The following is a 17,639-nucleotide window of genomic DNA, read 5'->3' as shown; positions in this document are numbered from 1 at the left end:
GTTTTCCAACGACGCTGCGGTGGATAATGAACCGGGCGCCACGCCGCCGAAGGACTGCATCCTGGTCGGCGACTGCGTCAAGCTGATGGACGCGCTGCCCGAAGGCTCGGTCGACATGGTGTTCGCCGATCCGCCTTACAACCTGCAGCTCAGGAACGAGCTGCTGCGGCCGGAAAACACCAGCCATGTCGATGCGGTCGACGACGACTGGGACAAGTTCGCCGACTTCGCCACCTACGATGCCTTCACGCGCGCCTGGCTCACGGCGGCGCGGCGCGTGCTCAAGCCCAACGGCACGCTGTGGGTGATCGGCAGCTACCACAACATCTTCCGTATCGGCACGGCCCTGCAGGATCTCGGTTATTGGCTGCTGAACGACGTCGTCTGGATCAAGACGAACCCGATGCCGAATTTCCGCGGCAAGCGCTTCACCAATGCGCACGAGACGCTGATCTGGGCGGCGCGCGAGCAGAAAGGACGTCCAACCTTCAACTACGATTCGCTGAAGGCGATGAACGAGGACCTGCAGATGCGCTCGGACTGGCTGCTGCCGCTGTGCACCGGGCCGGAGCGCCTGACCGATGCCGAGGGCCGCAAGCTCCACCCGACGCAGAAGCCGGAGGCGCTGCTGCATCGTTGCATCCTGGCGGCGTCCAATCCCGGCGACACCATCCTCGATCCGTTCTTCGGCACCGGCACCACCGGCGCCGTGGCGCGCCGGCTCGGCCGGCACTACATCGGCCTGGAGCGCGAACGTACCTATGTCGACGGCGCGCGTGCGCGCATTGCCCGGGTGCGGCCGCTCGCGCGGCAGTTCGTCCTGCCGCTCGCCGGCAAGCGCACCGAGCCGCGCGTGCCGTTCGGCACCCTGATCGAGGCCGGCCTGCTCGAGGCCGGCGCGGTGCTGACCGACGCCCGCGGCCGCGTGCAGGCGAGCGTCTGTGCCGACGGCTCGCTGCTCGCTTCCGCCGAGGCGGGCGGCCATCGCGGGTCGATCCACAAGGTCGGTGCGCTGGTGCAGGGAGCCGAAGCATGCAACGGCTGGACCTACTGGCATTTCGAGCAGGACGGCACGCGCCGGCCGATCGACGAGCTGCGCGCCAAGGTGCGGGCGGGAATGTAAAGACGGCTAACGTGGAGGTCGAATCTCGGGCCAGGACGAAAGTCGGCTGGTTCTCGACGTGGAACTGCCGATGCGGCGTCGCCGAATACTCGCGCCATCTGCTGAACCATTTCGACGCTGATCGGTTCGACTGGACGGTTCTCGCCTCCTACGACGATCAGGTTCTGGGACCTGATGGCGGCAACGTCATCCGCTGCTGGGGGATCAACGCAGGGTCCGTGCGCCCCCTGCTCGAGGCCGTGAGCGCGGAACGGTTCGACGTCCTGGTCCTGCAGTACAAGATCCAGCTGGGGTTCGGCTGGCTCTCCCTGCACCACTTCGAGGCGCTGGTGGCGCTCTGCCATGTGCTCGGCACCCGGGTGATCGTCGTGGCGCATGCCACGGATGGAGCGGACCTGTCGGGCAGGCCGGTTTCGTCGCGCATGCGCGCTGCCCTGGCGACGGTCGAGCGCATCCTCGTCCATTGCGATGCCGACGTCGACCGCCTGCGGGCCTTCGGCCTGTCGGCCAATGTCGAGTTGTTGCTGCATGGCTTCCCCGACATCGTCGCACACGACGGCAAGTCGGTGCGCATCAGGCTGGGCATGCCGCAAGAGGGCTTCGTCATCGGCGCGTATGGCTTCATGCTTCCGGCAAAAGGGATCGACACGCTGATCGAGGCTTTCGGCGTGGTGCGATCCGCGCACCCGGACGCCAGGCTGCTGCTGGTGAACGCGATGTACCCGCACCCGATCTCCGAGGACTACCGGGCGACCTGCGAACGTGTCGCCGTGGATCGCGGCGTCCGCGACCAGGTGGTGCTCGAAACGCGCTTCCTGCCCGACGACGAAAGTGCGGAGCTGCTGACCGCCGCCGATGTCGTCGTGTTTCCCTATCGCAGCGGCATGGATTCGAGCTCGGCTGCGGTACGGGTCGGGCTGGCGTCACTTCGTCCGGTGCTGTGCACTCCCGCATCGATATTCTCCGACGTCGCGGCGATCGTGCAGTTCTTCGACGGATTTGCACCAGAGGACATCAGCCGTGGGCTCGAGTCGTTCATTGCCGGCGGTGGCGCGGACGAGGCGCGATCCCGGCGGCAGGCGGCCTGGGTCGAGGAGCATTCGCGGCGCAACGTCTCGCTCCGCCTGCAAGGTCTGATCGGCAAGCCTGCTGCGTCGGATGGAACGCGGCGCGACCAGGCGTGGGTCGCCGGCCATCTCCAGGATCTCGTCACCGGGCAGTCGGCGAACGACGTCGCGCACGATCGCATTCGGAACCTCGAGCAGGCGCTGCGCGAAGCGCACCAGGCGGCCGAGTCGATCGGCCGCGAGCACGATGCGGCCGCGAGCGCGCTCGAGCAGACGCGGTCGGCTCTCGGGCAGGCTGATGCCGCCCTCCAGCGGGCTCGAATGACCATCGACCAGTCCGACGCGGAGCTGCGCGCCGTCCATGCCAGCCGGTCGTGGCGCGTGACGGCGGCGCTGCGATATTGCGAATCGGTATTGCGCACCTGGTTTCGCGGACGACCCCCGGCGACGGCGGTGCAACAGGACGCAGCCCATCTCCGAGCCGACAGGATGACGGAGGACGCGCCACCCGCCTCCGCCGCCGTGGCGCCGGCTTCCGCCGCCGAGAACGAGCTGTCGGCCGAGGCGCGGGATGTCCGTCTCGATCTCGAACGCATGGCCGAGCGACGGAAATGGTGAAGCGGCCGTGCGCCTGATGCTCGATCTGCAGGCCTGCCAGACGCCGCCCAGTCGCGAGCGCGGCGTTGGCCGCTATTCGCTCAATCTGGCGAAGGCGCTGGCCGCGCTCGGCGAGCATGAAGTGTGGCTGGCCCTGAACGGACGATTTCCCGAAACCATCCCCGCGATCCGGCGCGCCTTCGAGGGTGTGCTGCCGCGCGAGCGCCTTGTCGTCTTTCAGGCACCAGGCACGGCGGCAGGCGCAGAGGTGGCCGATGCCGGACTGGTGCACGCGGCGGAGGCGACGCGCGAGCATTTCCTGGCGCAGCTCGAGCCAGACGTGGTGCATGTCTGCAGCCTGTTCGAAGGAGATCGGGACGATGCGGTCACGGCGGCCGGGACGGGCGCCTTCCCGACCAGCGTCACGCTGCATGACCTGATTCCCCTCGTGCATGCCGAGGTCTATCTCGCCGACCCGGTCACGCGAGCCTGGTACTTCCGCAAGATCGCGCATCTGCGCAAGGCCGAGCTGGTCCTGGCGGTCTCCGAGCATTCCCGCCGCGAGGCGATCGAGACCCTGGACCTGCCTCCCGACCGCGTGGTCACCAACCCGGCGGCGGCTGACGACCGGTTTGCCAAGCGGGCCGTACCGGCAGCCAGAAGGCAGGAGCTTTGCGCGCGCTATGGCGTGCATCGACTCTTCGTCCTGTACGTCAGCGGAATCGATTACCGGAAAAACATCGAAGGACTGATCGCGGCGTTCGCCGAGCTGCCCGCGAGCCTGCGTGACGGCCACCAGCTCGTCATCGTGTGCCAGGTGCATGAGGCGGATCGGCAGCGACTGAACGGCTTGGCCGACCGGTGCGGTCTCGGGCCGAACCAGCTCGTCCTCACCGGCCATGTTCCCGACGAGGATCTGCTCGATCTCTACAATCTCTGCCGGCTCTTCGTGTTCCCGTCGCTCCACGAAGGCTTCGGACTGCCGATCGTGGAAGCCATGCGCTGCGGCGCGCCGGTCATCGGATCGAATACGTCGAGCATTCCCGAGGTGATCGGGCGGCCCGATGCGCTGTTCGATCCGTCGCGACCGGCAGCGATCGCCGCGCTGATGGCGCGTGCGCTCGGCGACGACGGCTGGCGGCATTCGCTCGGCGAGCACGGCGTGCAGCAGGCCAAGAGATTTTCCTGGCAGGAGACGGCGCGGCGGGCCGGAGAGGCCTTCGAGGCGCTGCGCGCCAGGAAGGCGGAGCGGCGCCGCTGCGTCGTGGTGCCGTCACGGCGCGAAAGACCGCGGCTCGCCTACGTATCGCCCCTGCCTCCGGTGAGGTGCGGCGTGTCGACCTACAGCGTCGAGCTGCTGCCGGAATTGGCGAGGTACTACGACATCGAGCTGGTGGCCAACCAGCCCTCGGTGGAAGAGCGTCAGGTGCTCGGTCACTTTCCGCTGCGCGACGTTCCCTGGTTCGAGCAGAATGGCCATCGGTTCGATCGCGTCCTCTACCATCTCGGCAACAATGTCTTCCATCAGCACATGTTCGACCTGATGCGACGGCATCCGGGCGTCGTCGTGCTGCATGATTTCTTCCTGAGCGGCATCCAGGTGTGGCTCGACGATATCGGGACCAGCCCGGGACTCTTCCTGCGCACGCTCTATCGCGCGCACGGATACCCGGCGCTCGCCTGGACTGAGGCGCACGGCCGCGAATCGGCGATGTGGCGCTATCCCGCCAATCGAACGGTGACGGAATGCGCCGTCGGCATGATCGCGCATTCGTCCTACGCCCTGGCGGCGGCGCGCCGCTGGCAATTGCCCGATGTCGAGAGGAACTGGCGCAGGATTCCGCTTCTGAGGACCCTGCGGCCGCGCGGCGACAAGCCTGCGCTTCGCCAGGAGCTGGGCCTCCCCGTGGACGACTTCGTGATCTGCGCCTTCGGCTTTATCGATCCGATCAAGCTCAATCACCGGCTCCTCGACGCCTTCCTCGATCCGCGCCTGGCCGGCGACCGAAGCTGCCGTCTGGTCTTCGTCGGCGAGCCGTGCGACAGCAACTACGAGAGCGCGTATCTGAAGCGGATGGTTGGCCGCATCGAGCAAAGTCCGGCGCGGGATCGGGTGACGATCACGGGGTTCGTCGACGCCGAATTGTACCAGGCCTGGCTCGGCGCCGCCGACCTGGCGGTCCAGCTGCGCACCCGGCCCCGCGGCGAGACGTCGGCGACGGCCCTCGACGCTCTGGTCAACGACTTGCCCCTGATCGTCAATGCCGCCGGCACGATGGCCGAGCTGCCCGACGCGTGCGTCATCAAGATCGCCGAGGCGTTCGAGGACGGGGAGCTGGTCGAGGCGATTGCGCGACTGAGGAACGACCGGGCGCTGCGTGAACGGCTGGGAAGAGCGGGCGAAGACTACATGCGGACAGATCACGATCCGGTCGCGGCCGCCCGCCAGTATCACGATGCAATCGAGGAGCTGTATCACGGGAGCGGCCGACTGCGATATCTTCGCCTGGTCGAGACCTTGAGCCGCGACCTCGCCGGCAAGCCGACCGACGTGCTCCAGGAGGCGGCGGCGTCGGTCGCCGCGAACATGGCAGTCGCCAGAAACCCGTTGCTGCTCGTCGACGTTTCACCCCTGCTCGGGGGGACCGTCCAAGCCGCGGCAGCCGAGGGCCTTCGAGACCTCGTGAAGGGGCTTCTGCAAGCCGACGCCGGAACGATCCGCGTCGAGCCGATTCGCTCCAGCGGCGCCCGCTATCGCTATGCCCGCGCGTTCTCCCGGCAACTCCTCGGACTCTCGATGTTCGGCGCGGCCGACGACCCGGTCGACGTCTCCCCCGGGGATGTCGTGCTGGTGCTCTGCGCGGCGCGCGACCTGTCGTCGGATCAGCACAGCGGCCTCGGACGCCTTCGCGACATCGGCAGCGAGATCTGCTTCCTGGTTCGGGAGGGCGAGGAAGATCAGGTCGATGCAGCCCTGGACATGGGGGCTGGTCTGGTCTGCCTGTCTGCGGAGGCGACCGACCGGCTGGTGCAACGGCTGGCCGCACGGCAGCCTGCCGCCGGCACGATCAGGCGAATTGGGATCCTGGTGCCGCACCCGCGCGATGCGGGCCAGACGGGCGCGGGTGATGCCGGCATGGAGGGCTTGGTGCTGCAGTGGCGGACGGTGCCGGGCGATCGGCTGTCCGGGTGACTCTTCTTTTTCCTCCCCAAGCGTAGCTTGGGGAGGTGTCGCCGTCTTCGGCGACGGAGGGGTCATGAGCCCCAGTCCCACTGCTCATGACCCCTCCGCCCCGTATGACGGGGCACCTCTCCAGCGAAGCTGGGGAGGAGAGTGAGAGGCGCGCCCATAGGCGAATGCCCTGCCCGTAAGACGGGGGAGGGATTCGAGTTGTGTCCCCAGCCCCCCGTCACCCCGCGATTCGTCTCCGCGCGCTGCTGGTTGACGAAGGTGGCGGTCGTTTGCGGCGTAGGCGTGTCCCACAGGCACGACTTGCAAGTCGGCAGCTCGCCCCAGTTTCCTCGGTCGAGCTGCGCACCGAATTGCGTGCGCGCGGGCGACTGCAGGGCCTGCCGCACCGTCTGATGCGCCAGGCTGCCGATCGGCAGCTCCTTCCTGAAATCGTTGCAGCAGGGAAACACGGTGCCATCCCAATCGAAGATCAGGGTCTTTCCCAGGATGTCGCTGCGGCAGCGCGGATGCCTGGGGGCAAACGCCAACCCATCGAAAATCGACGCCGGCACCGAGCAGCGATTGGTGATCTGCGTGAACTCGACGAGCCGGCAACCACGATTGTGGAAGTACTCGACCATCGACTCGCGCTCGCCGAGGTTCATCTTGTGAACCGGAACGATGACGTCCACCTTGCCCGGGAAATCGCGCAGGATCATCTCGATCTTGTCGAGCACGCGCTCCAGGCGCAGGGGCGCCATGGCGACGTTGTAGACCTTGGGGTCGAGCGATTCGACGTGCAGCGAGACCTGGTCGAGCAACTCGATCAATGGCGCATGCCTCGACGGCGAATAGGCGGCGCCGTTGGTCGAGAGGATCAGATGCGTCTCCGGAAGCTTCTCCCTCGCATAGCTGATCCGCTCGACGATGTGCGGGTCGGTCAAGGGATCGCCATAGAGCCCGAAGCCGATTCGGCCGACGCGATAGCTTTCCGCGAGTTGATCCACGATGGCTTCGAAGGATCGGGTCGGCATCGCCCCCTGGGGCAGGTGCTCCGTCTCGGCCTTGTTGGTCGGGCAATGAATGCACGAGGCGTTGCAAAGGCTCGACGTGCCGATGATCACGCAGTCGAGGTGCTGCTTCGGCTCGGCGGGAGCGACGGCGATAGCGTCCTTCTGCTGCTGCGGGGCGGCCTTGCGCAACCCCTTCAACAGGCGAAGCGGCGTGTCGAGGAACGAAGGGAACAGTCTGGTCATTGACCCCGTCAGGCAGTGGCTCGTCAGAGCCACCTGCGCCGACACCATAGCGTTTTCGGTTGTCGAGAGGCAGGGTAGCGAGCGCTCGTTTCCTCTCACGTGCCCGATCGTCGACGACTGGGAGCCTGCGAATACGGCCGCCTCCGGAACGACCTCCGTAGAAACTGATTCGTTACACTCTCGGCCTGGTTCGCCCTGGGGCGCGCCAAACCCTGGTGATGCTGATCGTGACCGACCCGAAGTTCGAGTCTCAAGCCGCGTCGCCCGCCGGGGCGACATCGGACGTATTCCTCTTCCTCAAGAGAAAGAAGGGCGCGTCGCTGTCGATCGAGGAAAGGTCCACCAGGTTATTGTCGTAGCCAAAGGCGCGAGCCGGACCCGATCAGGGCCGATCGCGCAACCACTCTCTTGACGTCGCGAAAAGTCCGCCTAGCGTGAGTCAGCATCGGCAATGCGTCACCGCCGGTGAATGCGCAGCATCAAGGAGGATGGGACATGCGCAAGCGGGCGGCCGTGGCCGATCTCCGAGCGACCCTCTGCGGCTTCGGCTTCGTGACGTGGAAGGCCGGCCCGACCGCAAGAACAGGCCTCCGACCGCAAGAAGCTGTTTCCGACCGCAAGAAGCTGTTTCCGACCGCAAACCGCTTTTCGCGCAAGTCATTGAAAAACAACGGGATCGACCGCACCGAACGCACCGAACGCAAGATTGCAAGGTGATTCTATTCCTTGAGAGCGTGGGCGATCACCTTGCGCATGACCGTGGGCAGGGCGCGCTCCGTCATGCGGTCGACCGTGCACCACGCCGTACCGGGTGCCAGCGCGGCCGGAACATCTGTCGCGGCCGTCGCGCGCGCCACGGTGAGCTCGAGATGAAAGTGCGTGAAGGTGTGGCGCACGATGCCGTCGAGGATCTGCCAGCGCGCCGGCACCGGCGCCTCGGCGAGTGCGCTGTCGGCCGCGAAGGTGCCCTCGCGCCAGGCGCTCGACGGCACCTCGTCCATGCCGCCCAGCAGGCCCTTGGCCGGCCGCTTGCGCAGCAGGATGGCGCCGTCGCGGCGGGCCAGGACAAAAGCGAGGCCGCGGCGTGTCGGCTTCTGCTGCTTCGGGAGTCGGGCGGGCAGCTGCTCGGCGATGCCGCGCTTGCGGGCGCGGCAGGCGTCGGCGATCGGGCACAGCATGCAGCGCGGGTTGCGCGGCGTGCACACGGTCGCCCCGAGATCCATCAAGGCCTGGGCGTAGTCGCCGGCCCGCTTCTGCGGCACCAACCCGGCGGCGCGCTCGGCGATCTCGGGCTTGGCGTCGGGCAGCGGCATTTCGATCGCGAACAGGCGGCTGATCACCCGCTCGACATTGCCGTCGACCGCCGAGGCCGGCCGATCGAAGGCGATGGCGGCGATCGCGGCTGCGGTGTAGCGGCCGATGCCGGGCAAGGCGCGCAGGCCGGTCTCGTCTTCGGGGAACCGCCCGCCGTGCTGCTCCGCCACAACCCTGGCGCAGGTATGCAGGTTGCGCGCCCGGGCGTAGTAGCCGAGGCCGGCCCAGGCCGAGAGCACGTCGTCGATCGGCGCCGCGGCCAGCGCCTCGACGGTCGGCCAGCGGGCGATGAACCGGTGGAAGTAATCGCCGACCGTGGCCACCGTGGTCTGCTGCAGCATGATCTCGGACAGCCACACGATGTACGGGTCGGGCCGTTCACCGGCCGGCGCGCGCCACGGCAGGGTGCGACGATGTCGATCGTACCAGGCAAGCACTCGTGAAGCGTGAGTCGTGGTCATGTCATTTACTGTCGCCTAGCATATGAAGACGGGTTTGAAAGGGTCCATGCGGGAAAACGGCTTCCGCGCCATCGGCGGTCTGACGCAGCGGCTCACCTCCGACATCGCCAAGGGCCGCGGCGCCTCGATCGCGCGCCTGCGCGCCGACTGGTCGGCGATCGTCGGTGCCGACCTCGCCGCCGTCACTTGGCCCGATGCTCTGACCACCGGGCGCGGGCGCGCCGGCAAGGTGCTGCGGCTCTGCGCTTCGGGCGCCGCCGCCCTCGAGGTCCAGCACAAGGCGGGGCAGGTGGTCGAGCGGGTCAACGGCTACTACGGCCATCGCCTGGTCGACGCCGTCCGGGTCGTGCAGGGCATGATGCCGCGGCGCCGCGGGCTGTCGGAAGAGCAGGCGCCGGCGCCAGCGCCCGCGCCGGCGCTCGTTTCGGAGATGAGCGAGCGTGTGAAATCGGTCGAGGATCCCGAGCTGCGCGCGGCGCTGGCGCGGCTCGGCGCCCGCATCGGCCAGCGGCCCCTCAACCGGCGGAACGCGCTGGTGGGCGGGCTCGGCGCCGCCCTGCTCGGCCGCACGGCGTTGGCTCCGGCACGGGCGGGAGCGCAGGATCTCGCGCGCGACAAGCTGCTGGAGGCGCTGCCCGACGATCATGTGCTCGGCGATCGCAACGCCCCCAACACCCTGATCGACTACGCCTCGCTGACCTGTCCGCACTGCGCCAATTTCTACATCGCGGTGATGCCGATCCTGCGCACGGAGTGGATCGACCCCGGCAAGCTGCGCGTCATTCATCGCCATTTCCCGTCCGATCTCGTGGCGACCCGCGCCGCCCAGCTCACCGAATGCGTCGCGCCGGACAGGTTCTTCGCCACCGTCGAGCTGCTGTTCCGCCGCCAGGTCGAGTGGCTGTCGGTCGGCGACCCCCTGGTCGAGATGGTCACGGTGCTGGCGAGCGCGGAGGCGGGCGGAGGCGGCCCGATCAAGGGTGATACGGCCAAGGGCGACGCGACCAGGAAGTGGGCGGCGGCCTGCTTTGCCAACGACAAGGCGCTGGACAAGGTGGTGGCCGACGTGCAGTCCGGCCAGACGCTGGGCGTCCGCTTCACGCCGACCTTGTTCGTCAACGGGGAAAACTACGGCAATCCCGGGAGCGCCGAGGCTATCGCCGCGATTTTGCGCCAGGTAGGGCGGTAAGCGTTTGACACCCCACAGGGGCTATTTCCAAGATGTAGTGGAGAGGAAGAGGGAATGCGGAATATCTTGATCGTCGCCGGCGGCGTCGTGGCGGTGGCCGCGATTGTGCTCGGCGTCTATTTCGGGACCCGTGCGCCTGCCCCCGGCCCTGCGCCGGTGGCCGTGGCGGGGACCCCGGACAAGACCGCGCTGTTCGCCGTGCAACCCGGCGACCATGTCCTGGGCGACCCCAAGGCGCCGATCACCCTGATCGAGTACGCCTCGTTCACCTGCCCGCACTGTGCCCATTTCCACACCCAGATCCTGCCCGAGCTCAAGAAGAAGTGGATCGACACCGGCAAGGTGAAGCTGGTCTACCGCGACTTCCCGCTCGACCAGGTTGCCGCCAAGGCCGCGCAGATCGCCGAGTGCGCGCCGGCCGACCGCTACTACCCGGTCATCGACCTGATCTTCCGCAACCAGGCAACCTGGGCGACCGGGTCCGACCCGATCGCCGAGCTCGCCAAGCCGCTGCGCATCGCCGGCATGGGCGAGAACGAGATCAAGGCCTGCCTCGCCAACCAGGCCAAGGCGGACCAGGTGGTCGCCGACTACAAGGGCGGCGAGGTCCTGGGCGTCAACTCGACGCCGACGCTGTTCATCGATGGCCAACTCTATCGCGGGCCGCGGTCGGTCGAGGAGCTCGACGCCGCGTTCGCCAAGCTCGCGAAGTGACTCTCGCGATAATGACGGGCAACAACCGGTAACCGACAGGCGTGGTGTAGATGGTGCAGTTCGACAAGCTCCGGCTTTCCGGCTTCAAGTCCTTCGTCGACCCGACGGAGCTCGCCATCGAGCCTGGCATGACCGGCATCGTCGGGCCCAATGGCTGCGGCAAGTCGAACCTCGTCGAAGCGCTGAAGTGGGTGATGGGCGAGACCTCGGCCAAGCAGATGCGCGGCAGCGAGATGGAGGATGTCATCTTCGCCGGCACCGGCGCCCGGCCGGCGCGCAACATCGCCGAGGTGCTGCTGACGCTCGACAATCGCACGCGCACCGCCCCGGCCATGGTCAACGACACCGACCAGCTCGATATCGTGCGCCGCATCGAGCGCGGCCATGGCTCGTCCTACTCGGTGAACGGCCGCGACATCCGTGCGCGCGACGTGCAGACCCTGTTCGCCGACGCGGCGACCGGCTCGCGCTCGACGGCGCTGGTCAGCCAGGGCCGCATCGGCACGCTGATCAACGCCAAGCCGGCCGACCGGCGCACCGTGATCGACGAGGCGGCCGGCATCACCGGCCTCTATGCCCGCCGCCACGAGGCCGAGCTGCGCCTGCGCGCCGCCGAGCAGAACCTGGCGCGCGTGCAGGACGTGCTGGTGGCGCTGGAGGAGCAGCACAAGGGATTGAAGCGCCAAGCCCGCCAGGCCAGCCGCTATCGCAACCTGACCGACCATATCCGGCGCGCCGAAGCGGCCGTGCTGGCGCTCAAGCTGTCGGCTGCCGAGCGTGAGCTCGGCGAGGCGAGCGAGCGATTGAAGGAGGCCGAGGCCGAGGTCGCCGACCTGACGCGCCTGGTTGGCCTCGCGACGACGGCGCAGGCCGAGGCGGCGACGTCGCTGCCGCCCCTGCGTAACGACGAGGCGGCCGCTGCGGCGGCGCTGCAGCGGCTGCGCGTGGCGCACGATGCCCTCACCGTGGAGGCCGAGCGGGTCGCGCAGGCCCAGCAGGAGGCCGAGACGAGGCTGCGCCAGGCCGAGTCCGACCTGATGCGCGAGCATGGCCGCAAGGGCGATGCCGAGACGGCGATCGCCGATCTCGACGTTCAGCGCGGCCGTCTCGAGGAAGAGCGGTTCGGCGAGGACGAGCGGGCTGCCGCCGCGGCCGAAGCGCGCGATGCGGCGCGCGCCGAGACGGAGACCACCGAGGCCGAGCACGATCGGCTCAATCGCCAGATCGCCGACGACGAGGCGCTGCGCGCCAGCGTCAGCCGCGAGATCGCCGAGTTGCAGGAGCGGCTCGCCCGCCTGCTGGCGCGCCGCGAGGAGATTTCCAGCCAGCAGCGCCAGATCGAGGGCGAGCTCGCGAACCTGCCGGCGCTGGCCGAGGTCGAAGCCGCGCTCGACACCGCGCGCGAGACCCTGGAGCGGACTCGACACGAAGGCCAGCAGGCGATCGAGGCGGCACGCGAGGCCGAGCGCTACGAATCGGATGCGGCGCGCCAGGCGGTCGCCAAGGCCGAGGCCGAGCGCCTCGACATGGAGCGCGCCCGGCTGTCCGAGCGCCGCGCCGCCGAGGCGAGCCACCAGGCGGCCGGCGAAGCCGTCCGCGAGATCAATGCGCGACTGACCAAGCTGCGCGCCGAGGAGGCGGGCATCGCCGCGGCGCTGAAATCGGCGGCCTCGTCGCTGTGGCCGCCGCTGCTCGATGCGCTCACCGTCGAGCCCGGCTTCGAGAAGGCGCTGGGCGCGGCGTTCGGCGACGAGCTCGAGGCGTCGTCCGACCGCGGCGCGCCGGTCCATTGGCTGGCGCTCGGCGCGCTCGCCGAGGCGCCGGCGCTGCCCGACGGCGCGACGCCGCTCGGCCGGCACGTCGCGGCCCTGCCCGAGCTCGAGCGCCGCATCGGCTTCATCGGCGTCGTCGCGGACGATGCGACGGGCAGCGCCCTGCAGGCAGGCCTGGCGCCGGGCCAGCAGCTGGTGACGCGCGACGGCGCGGTGTGGCGCTGGGACGGCTACACGATGCGCGCCGGCGCGCCGTCGACCGCGGCGGTGCGGCTCAGCCAGCGCAACCGGCTGGCCGAGATCCGCCAGCAGATCGATGCGACCGTGGCCGAGCAGAACGCGGCGCAGGCGCGGCTCGACGCCGAGATCGGCTGGCTCGCCGCCGCCGTCGATGCCGAGAAATTGTGCGTCGACCAGGCGCGCGCGCACGAGCGCGCAGTGGCCGACGCGGCGCGCCGCAAGACGACGGAAGCGGGCGAGGCGACGCGCGCCGCCGAACGCCTGGCGCAGAGCAGCGTCGCAAGCGCCGAGCGCGCGGCCGTCTCGGCGCGCGACCGTCACGCCGACGTGGCGCGGCGCACCGACCAGCTGCGCACGCGGCTCGGCGGCCTCTCGAGCACGCTCGACGAGCTGGCGGGCGACATCGCCGACGGCGAGATGCGGCGGACCTTCCGCCAGGCACGCCTGTCGGCGATCGCCGACACGCAGGCCGATCGCGTCGCCGCGGGGACGTTGCGGGCGCGCATCGCCGAGCTGCGCGCGGCGCTGGTCGAGGCCGAGGGCCAGTGCGACCGGTTGGCGCGCGAGGCGGCGATGCGGCTGGAGCGGCTCGGTCAGATCGCCCAGGACCGCGCCGGCTGGGCCAAGCGGCTGGCCGATGCCGAGGGCCAGATCGGCGAGCTCGAGCAGCGGCACGAGCAGATCACCGAGGCGATCGCCGAGCTCGCCAGCAAGCCGGCCGAGATCGAGGCCAAGCGCGAGACGCTGGCCGAGGAGATCGCCGGCGCCGAGCAGCGCCGCCAGGAAGCCGCCGATCGTCTCGCTATCGGCGAGACGCGATTGGGCGAGGCCGACAAGGCGCTGAAGCAGGCCGAGGCCGAGCTCGCCACGGCGCGCGAGAGCCGGGTGCGGCGCGAGGGCCAGGTCGAGCAGGCGGCGCGCGATCGCGAGGCGGTGATCGAGCGCATCGCCGAGCGGCTGCGCTGCGAGCCCGACGGCGTGCTGGCGCTCGCCGAGGTGCAGTCGCTGGAGGAGCTGCCCGACATCGACAAGGCCGAGCATCGGCTGGAGCGGCTGGTCCACGAGCGCGAGACCATGGGCGCGGTCAATTTGCGCGCCGAGGAAGAGGCGACCGAGCTCGAGCAGCAGATCGCCGGCATGACCGCCGAGCGCGACGACCTGATCGCCGCCATCGGCCGCCTGCGCCAGGGCATCCAGAGCCTCAACCGCGAGGGCCGCGAGCGCTTCCTCGCCGCCTTCGAGCAGGTCAGCGGACATTTCCAGCAGCTCTTCACCAAGCTGTTCGGCGGCGGCAAGGCGGAGCTGAGACTGACCGAGTCGGAGGATCCGCTCGAGGCCGGGCTCGAGATCCACGCCAGCCCGCCGGGCAAGAAGCTGCAGGTGATGTCGCTGCTGTCGGGCGGCGAGCAGGCGCTGACCGCGCTGTCGCTGCTGTTCGCCGTGTTCATGACCAACCCGGCGCCGATCTGCGTGCTCGACGAGGTCGACGCGCCGCTCGACGACATCAACGTCGAACGTTTTTGCGGCCTGGTGAAGGAGATCGCCGGCCGCACCGATACGCGTTTCATGGTGATCACCCATCACCGTGTCACCATGGCGCGCATGGACCGCCTCTACGGCGTGACCATGGCCGAGCAGGGCGTCTCGCAACTCGTGTCCGTGAACCTGATGGAGGCCGACAGGATCGCGGCATGAGCCAAACGCCCTGACCGGCACGCCGGCCCGGCGCAACCCGGGATGGCAAAGCTCGAGCAAGCAACAAGACTAGTCTTCCTCTCTCTCAATTCGACTGGGCGCCGGTCCACCAGACCGACGCCCTTCTCTTTTTCATGCTCCTCCCCAGCGTCTTCGCTGGGGAGGTGTCGGCGTCTTCGCCGACGGAGGGGTCATGAGCAGCGGGACTGAGGCCTCTCACCCCTCCGTCTCGGATTACCGAGACACCTCCTATGAAAATCGGGGCGGGCACCGCCCCGATTTTCTCAGCATCGTGGTGCGCGCCGGCGTGCTGGGGAGGGGGAACATGAGAGTTCTCTTTGCAGGGGCAGGGATGTAGTGTCGCTGGCATGCCGGATACGATGACAACCGACGTCACCGACGTCGTCGAGCTGACGCGCTCGCTGGTGCGCTGCGAGAGCGTGACGCCGCACGAGGCAGGCGCCTTGCAGCTTCTCGAGAAGGTGCTGAGCGACCTCGGCCTCGCCTGCGAACGCATGGATTTCACCCAGGCCGGCACCGACGACGTCGCCAACTTGTACGCCCGCATCGGCAGTTCCGGCCGGCACTTCTGCTTCGCCGGGCACTCCGACGTGGTGCCGGTGGGCGACCTGTCGTCGTGGACCATCGGGCCGTTCTCGGCCGAGCTGTCGGCCGGCTACCTGTTCGGCCGCGGCGCCGCCGACATGAAGGGCGCGATTGCTGCCTTCACCGACGCGCTGGCGCGCTTCCTGGCGCGCCGCGGCCGCGACTTCGGCGGCTCGATCAGCCTGCTGATCACCGGCGACGAGGAAGGGCCGGCGGTCAACGGCACGATCAAGATGCTGCAGCGGCTGGCCGAGCGCGGCGAGACGATCGATGCCTGCGTGGTCGGCGAGCCGACCAGCTCCAGGCGCTTCGGCGACATGATGAAGATCGGCAGGCGCGGCAGCGTGAATGTCGACATGGTGGTGCGCGGCATCCAAGGCCACGTCGCCTATCCCGACCGGCTCGACAACGCCATCCATCGCCTGTCGGCGCTGATCGAGACGCTTGTGCGCGAGCCGATCGACCAGGGCAGCACGCACTTCCAGCCGAGCTCGCTGCAGTTCACCACAGTCGATGTCGGCAACAGGGCGACCAACATCGCACCCGGCACGGCCAAGGCCCGCTTCAACGTGCGCTTCAACGACCTGTGGACCTCAAAGACCTTGCTGGCTCACCTTGAAGAGCGGCTCGAGCGCGCCAATGCGGCGCTGGGCGGCAACGGCACCGTCGAGCTCTCGGCCGAGGTGTCGGGCGAGTCGTTCTATACGCCGCCCGGCCCGCTCAGCGAGCTGGTGGCCGGCGCCATCCGCGACGTCGCCGGCGTCGAGGCCGAGCTGTCGACCACCGGCGGCACGTCGGATGCGCGCTTCATCCGCAGCTACTGCCCGGTGCTCGAGTTCGGCCTGGTCGGCGAGACCATGCACAAGGTCGACGAGAAGAGCGCGATCGCCGACTTGGCGATGCTGGCGCGCGTCTACGAGACCGTGCTCGACCGCTTCTTCGCTGTGTAAGGCCGATCGTGCTCACCGCCGCAGAGATTGCGCGCGGCGTGCAGGGGGCGCTGGCGTTTCTGCAGCGCGACCCGGCGGCGCCGCGCTACTTCGAGAACACCATGGAAGCCTGCCTGCGCTCGTTCCGGGTGATGGCCGTGGTGGCGCCGCTCTATGCGCTATACCTGCTGATCTACTACGCCACCGTCACCACCGTGTCCGACGAGCTCGAGATCCTGCTGGTCGAGGCGGTGCGCTACGTCGTCGACTGGCTGCTCTACCCCGTGCTGTTCTACGAGGCGGCGCGGCGGCAGGGCTGGCTCGATCGCTATGCGCGCTACATCGGCGCGCTGAACTGGATCAACCTGCCGGCGATGGTGGCGGCGCTGGCGAGCCTCGTGATCGCCTCGGTGTCGCCGACGGCGGTCGCCATCCTGATCGATCTCGGCTTGCGGGCGCTGCTGTTCTACTGGTTCCTGGTGACGACGCGCATGGTGGTCGGCACAAGCTGGCCGATGTCGGTGGTCCTGCTGATCGTCAACTGGGTGCCGTCGCTCCTGTTGTCACTGCTCGTCGCCCGCATTCTCGGCGTCGTCGCCGTCACGCCCGGATAATATGGCTTTGAACGAGGCAGCCGATACAAATGGCTGTCATCCCGAGCCCAGCGAGGGACCTTTGAGGCCCCAATAAAGGTCCCCTCGCTAAGCTCGGGATGACAGCAGCGTCGTCACAACGAGCGTGACTTACTTTGCTGTAGACCCTCAGTCATACCGCACCTCCATCAGGCAGAGCCCCTGCGGCGGCGCCGTCGGTCCGGCGCGCGTGCGGTCGCGCGCCAACAGCGCCTGCTCGACGTCGCGACGCGTCCACTGGCCGCGCCCGACCAGCTGCAGGGTGCCGGCCAGGATGCGCACCTGGTTGTGCAGGAAGGAGCGCGCGGCGACATCGATGGCGATGCGATCGCCGTGCCGCGTGACGTCGAGCCGGTCGAGCGTCTTGAGCGACGAGGCGGCCTGGCAGGCGGTCGAGCGGAAGCTGTTGAAATCGTGCCGCCCGACCAAGAGCGCCGCGGCGCCGGCCATCGCATTGCGATCGAGTGCCACCGGCACGTGCCAGACGCGGCCGCGATCGAGCGCCGGCGGCGCGCGCCGGTTCAGGATCAGGTAGCGGTAGCGCCGCGCCGTCGCCGAGAAGCGCGCGTGAAAATCCGCGGGCACGACGGCCGCCTCGGTGATGACGACCGGCTGCGGCTTGAGATGGAAGTTGATGGCGGCCTGCACCGTGCCGGCGTCGTGCGCGTGCTCGAGATCGACATGCGCGACCTGGCCGGCCGCGTGCACGCCGGCGTCGGTGCGGCCGGCGCCGTGCATCGCCACGCGCTCGCCGCAGAAGGCGAAGGCCGCCTCCTCGAGGGCGGCCTGCACCGAGGGGCCGTTGTCCTGGCGCTGCCAGCCGACGAACGGCGCGCCGTCGTACTCGATCGTGAGCTTGTAGCGCGGCACGC

General features: G+C 68.9%; 12 protein-coding genes. 9 read left to right on the top strand and 3 right to left on the bottom strand.

What is annotated here, in order from left to right; translation table 11 throughout:
- Window positions 1–85: 85 nt before the first annotated feature.
- Genes ACILR9_RS28765 through ACILR9_RS28755 form a run of 3 tightly spaced genes read left to right on the top strand, consistent with a single transcriptional unit; the run spans window position 86 to window position 5,980 of the window.
- A complete protein-coding gene (locus ACILR9_RS28765; RefSeq protein WP_395713441.1) occupies window positions 86–1,123 on the top strand; it encodes a site-specific DNA-methyltransferase in 1,038 nt (345 codons plus the stop codon).
- 11 nt (window positions 1,124–1,134) lie between these two features.
- Window positions 1,135–2,808 (top strand): glycosyltransferase, encoded by a 1,674-nt coding sequence (locus tag ACILR9_RS28760; protein ID WP_395713412.1) that lies wholly within the window; start codon window positions 1,135–1,137, stop codon window positions 2,806–2,808.
- Window positions 2,762–5,980, top strand: a complete 3,219-nt coding sequence (locus ACILR9_RS28755; protein ID WP_395713411.1) for a glycosyltransferase — start codon at window positions 2,762–2,764, stop codon at window positions 5,978–5,980. Before ACILR9_RS28760 ends, ACILR9_RS28755 begins: the two co-directional genes overlap by 47 nt.
- A gap of 62 nt (window positions 5,981–6,042) precedes the next feature.
- Here the strand turns inward: ACILR9_RS28755 and ACILR9_RS28750 are convergent, their stop codons facing one another.
- Window positions 6,043–7,494 carry a radical SAM/SPASM domain-containing protein gene (locus tag ACILR9_RS28750; protein WP_395713410.1) on the bottom strand — a complete coding sequence of 484 codons (1,452 nt, stop codon included), beginning with the start codon at window positions 7,492–7,494 and terminating at the stop codon, window positions 6,043–6,045.
- 216 nt (window positions 7,495–7,710) lie between these two features.
- Here ACILR9_RS28750 and ACILR9_RS28745 point away from each other — a divergent pair, with 216 nt between their 5' ends.
- Window positions 7,711–7,932, top strand: coding sequence for a hypothetical protein (locus ACILR9_RS28745; RefSeq protein ID WP_395713409.1), 222 nt, complete (start codon window positions 7,711–7,713; stop codon window positions 7,930–7,932).
- A gap of 2 nt (window positions 7,933–7,934) precedes the next feature.
- Here the strand turns inward: ACILR9_RS28745 and mutY are convergent, their stop codons facing one another.
- Window positions 7,935–8,990: an A/G-specific adenine glycosylase gene (mutY, locus tag ACILR9_RS28740; RefSeq protein WP_395713408.1), complete on the bottom strand. Its 1,056-nt coding sequence runs from the start codon at window positions 8,988–8,990 to the stop codon at window positions 7,935–7,937.
- Between the two features lie 46 nt (window positions 8,991–9,036).
- Here mutY and ACILR9_RS28735 point away from each other — a divergent pair, with 46 nt between their 5' ends.
- The 5 genes from ACILR9_RS28735 (at window position 9,037) to ACILR9_RS28715 (ending at window position 16,749) form a co-directional block, all read left to right on the top strand.
- A complete protein-coding gene (locus ACILR9_RS28735; RefSeq protein WP_395713407.1) occupies window positions 9,037–10,179 on the top strand; it encodes a DciA family protein in 1,143 nt (380 codons plus the stop codon).
- Between the two features lie 54 nt (window positions 10,180–10,233).
- A complete protein-coding gene (locus ACILR9_RS28730; RefSeq protein WP_395713406.1) occupies window positions 10,234–10,893 on the top strand; it encodes a DsbA family protein in 660 nt (219 codons plus the stop codon).
- Window positions 10,894–10,943: 50 nt separating this feature from the next.
- Complete coding sequence (smc, locus tag ACILR9_RS28725) at window positions 10,944–14,600, top strand: chromosome segregation protein SMC (RefSeq protein WP_395713405.1); 3,657 nt, start codon at window positions 10,944–10,946, stop codon at window positions 14,598–14,600.
- 368 nt (window positions 14,601–14,968) lie between these two features.
- Window positions 14,969–16,156, top strand: coding sequence for a succinyl-diaminopimelate desuccinylase (gene dapE / locus ACILR9_RS28720; RefSeq protein ID WP_395713404.1), 1,188 nt, complete (start codon window positions 14,969–14,971; stop codon window positions 16,154–16,156).
- Between the two features lie 8 nt (window positions 16,157–16,164).
- Window positions 16,165–16,749 carry a hypothetical protein gene (locus ACILR9_RS28715; RefSeq protein ID WP_395713403.1) on the top strand — a complete coding sequence of 195 codons (585 nt, stop codon included), beginning with the start codon at window positions 16,165–16,167 and terminating at the stop codon, window positions 16,747–16,749.
- A 147-nt stretch (window positions 16,750–16,896) separates the two neighbouring features.
- Here ACILR9_RS28715 and truA read toward each other — a convergent pair whose 3' ends face one another.
- Entirely contained in the window at window positions 16,897–17,637 is a 741-nt protein-coding gene (gene truA, locus ACILR9_RS28710) for a tRNA pseudouridine(38-40) synthase TruA (RefSeq protein WP_395713402.1), read from the bottom strand.
- Between the last annotated feature and the right edge of the window lie 2 nt (window positions 17,638–17,639).

The organism is Reyranella sp., from assembly GCF_044224635.1.
GTDB lineage: Bacteria > Pseudomonadota > Alphaproteobacteria > Reyranellales > Reyranellaceae > Reyranella.
Note: the sequence above shows the minus strand (reverse complement) of the source record. Positions and strands in the feature narration are given on the sequence as shown.

What these genes read in the sequence shown, in the direction of transcription:
- ACILR9_RS28765 (WP_395713441.1), top strand. Translation starts at nt 86, where the DNA reads ATGGACGCGCTGCCCGAAGGCTCGGTCGACATGGTGTTCGCCGATCCG.
- ACILR9_RS28755 (WP_395713411.1), top strand. Translation starts at nt 2,762, where the DNA reads ATGTCCGTCTCGATCTCGAACGCATGGCCGAGCGACGGAAATGGTGAA.
- ACILR9_RS28750 (WP_395713410.1), bottom strand. Translation starts at nt 7,494, where the DNA reads ATGTCGCCCCGGCGGGCGACGCGGCTTGAGACTCGAACTTCGGGTCGG.
- ACILR9_RS28745 (WP_395713409.1), top strand. Translation starts at nt 7,711, where the DNA reads ATGCGCAAGCGGGCGGCCGTGGCCGATCTCCGAGCGACCCTCTGCGGC.
- mutY (WP_395713408.1), bottom strand. Translation starts at nt 8,990, where the DNA reads ATGACCACGACTCACGCTTCACGAGTGCTTGCCTGGTACGATCGACAT.
- ACILR9_RS28735 (WP_395713407.1), top strand. Translation starts at nt 9,037, where the DNA reads ATGCGGGAAAACGGCTTCCGCGCCATCGGCGGTCTGACGCAGCGGCTC.
- ACILR9_RS28730 (WP_395713406.1), top strand. Translation starts at nt 10,234, where the DNA reads ATGCGGAATATCTTGATCGTCGCCGGCGGCGTCGTGGCGGTGGCCGCG.
- smc (WP_395713405.1), top strand. Translation starts at nt 10,944, where the DNA reads ATGGTGCAGTTCGACAAGCTCCGGCTTTCCGGCTTCAAGTCCTTCGTC.
- dapE (WP_395713404.1), top strand. Translation starts at nt 14,969, where the DNA reads ATGCCGGATACGATGACAACCGACGTCACCGACGTCGTCGAGCTGACG.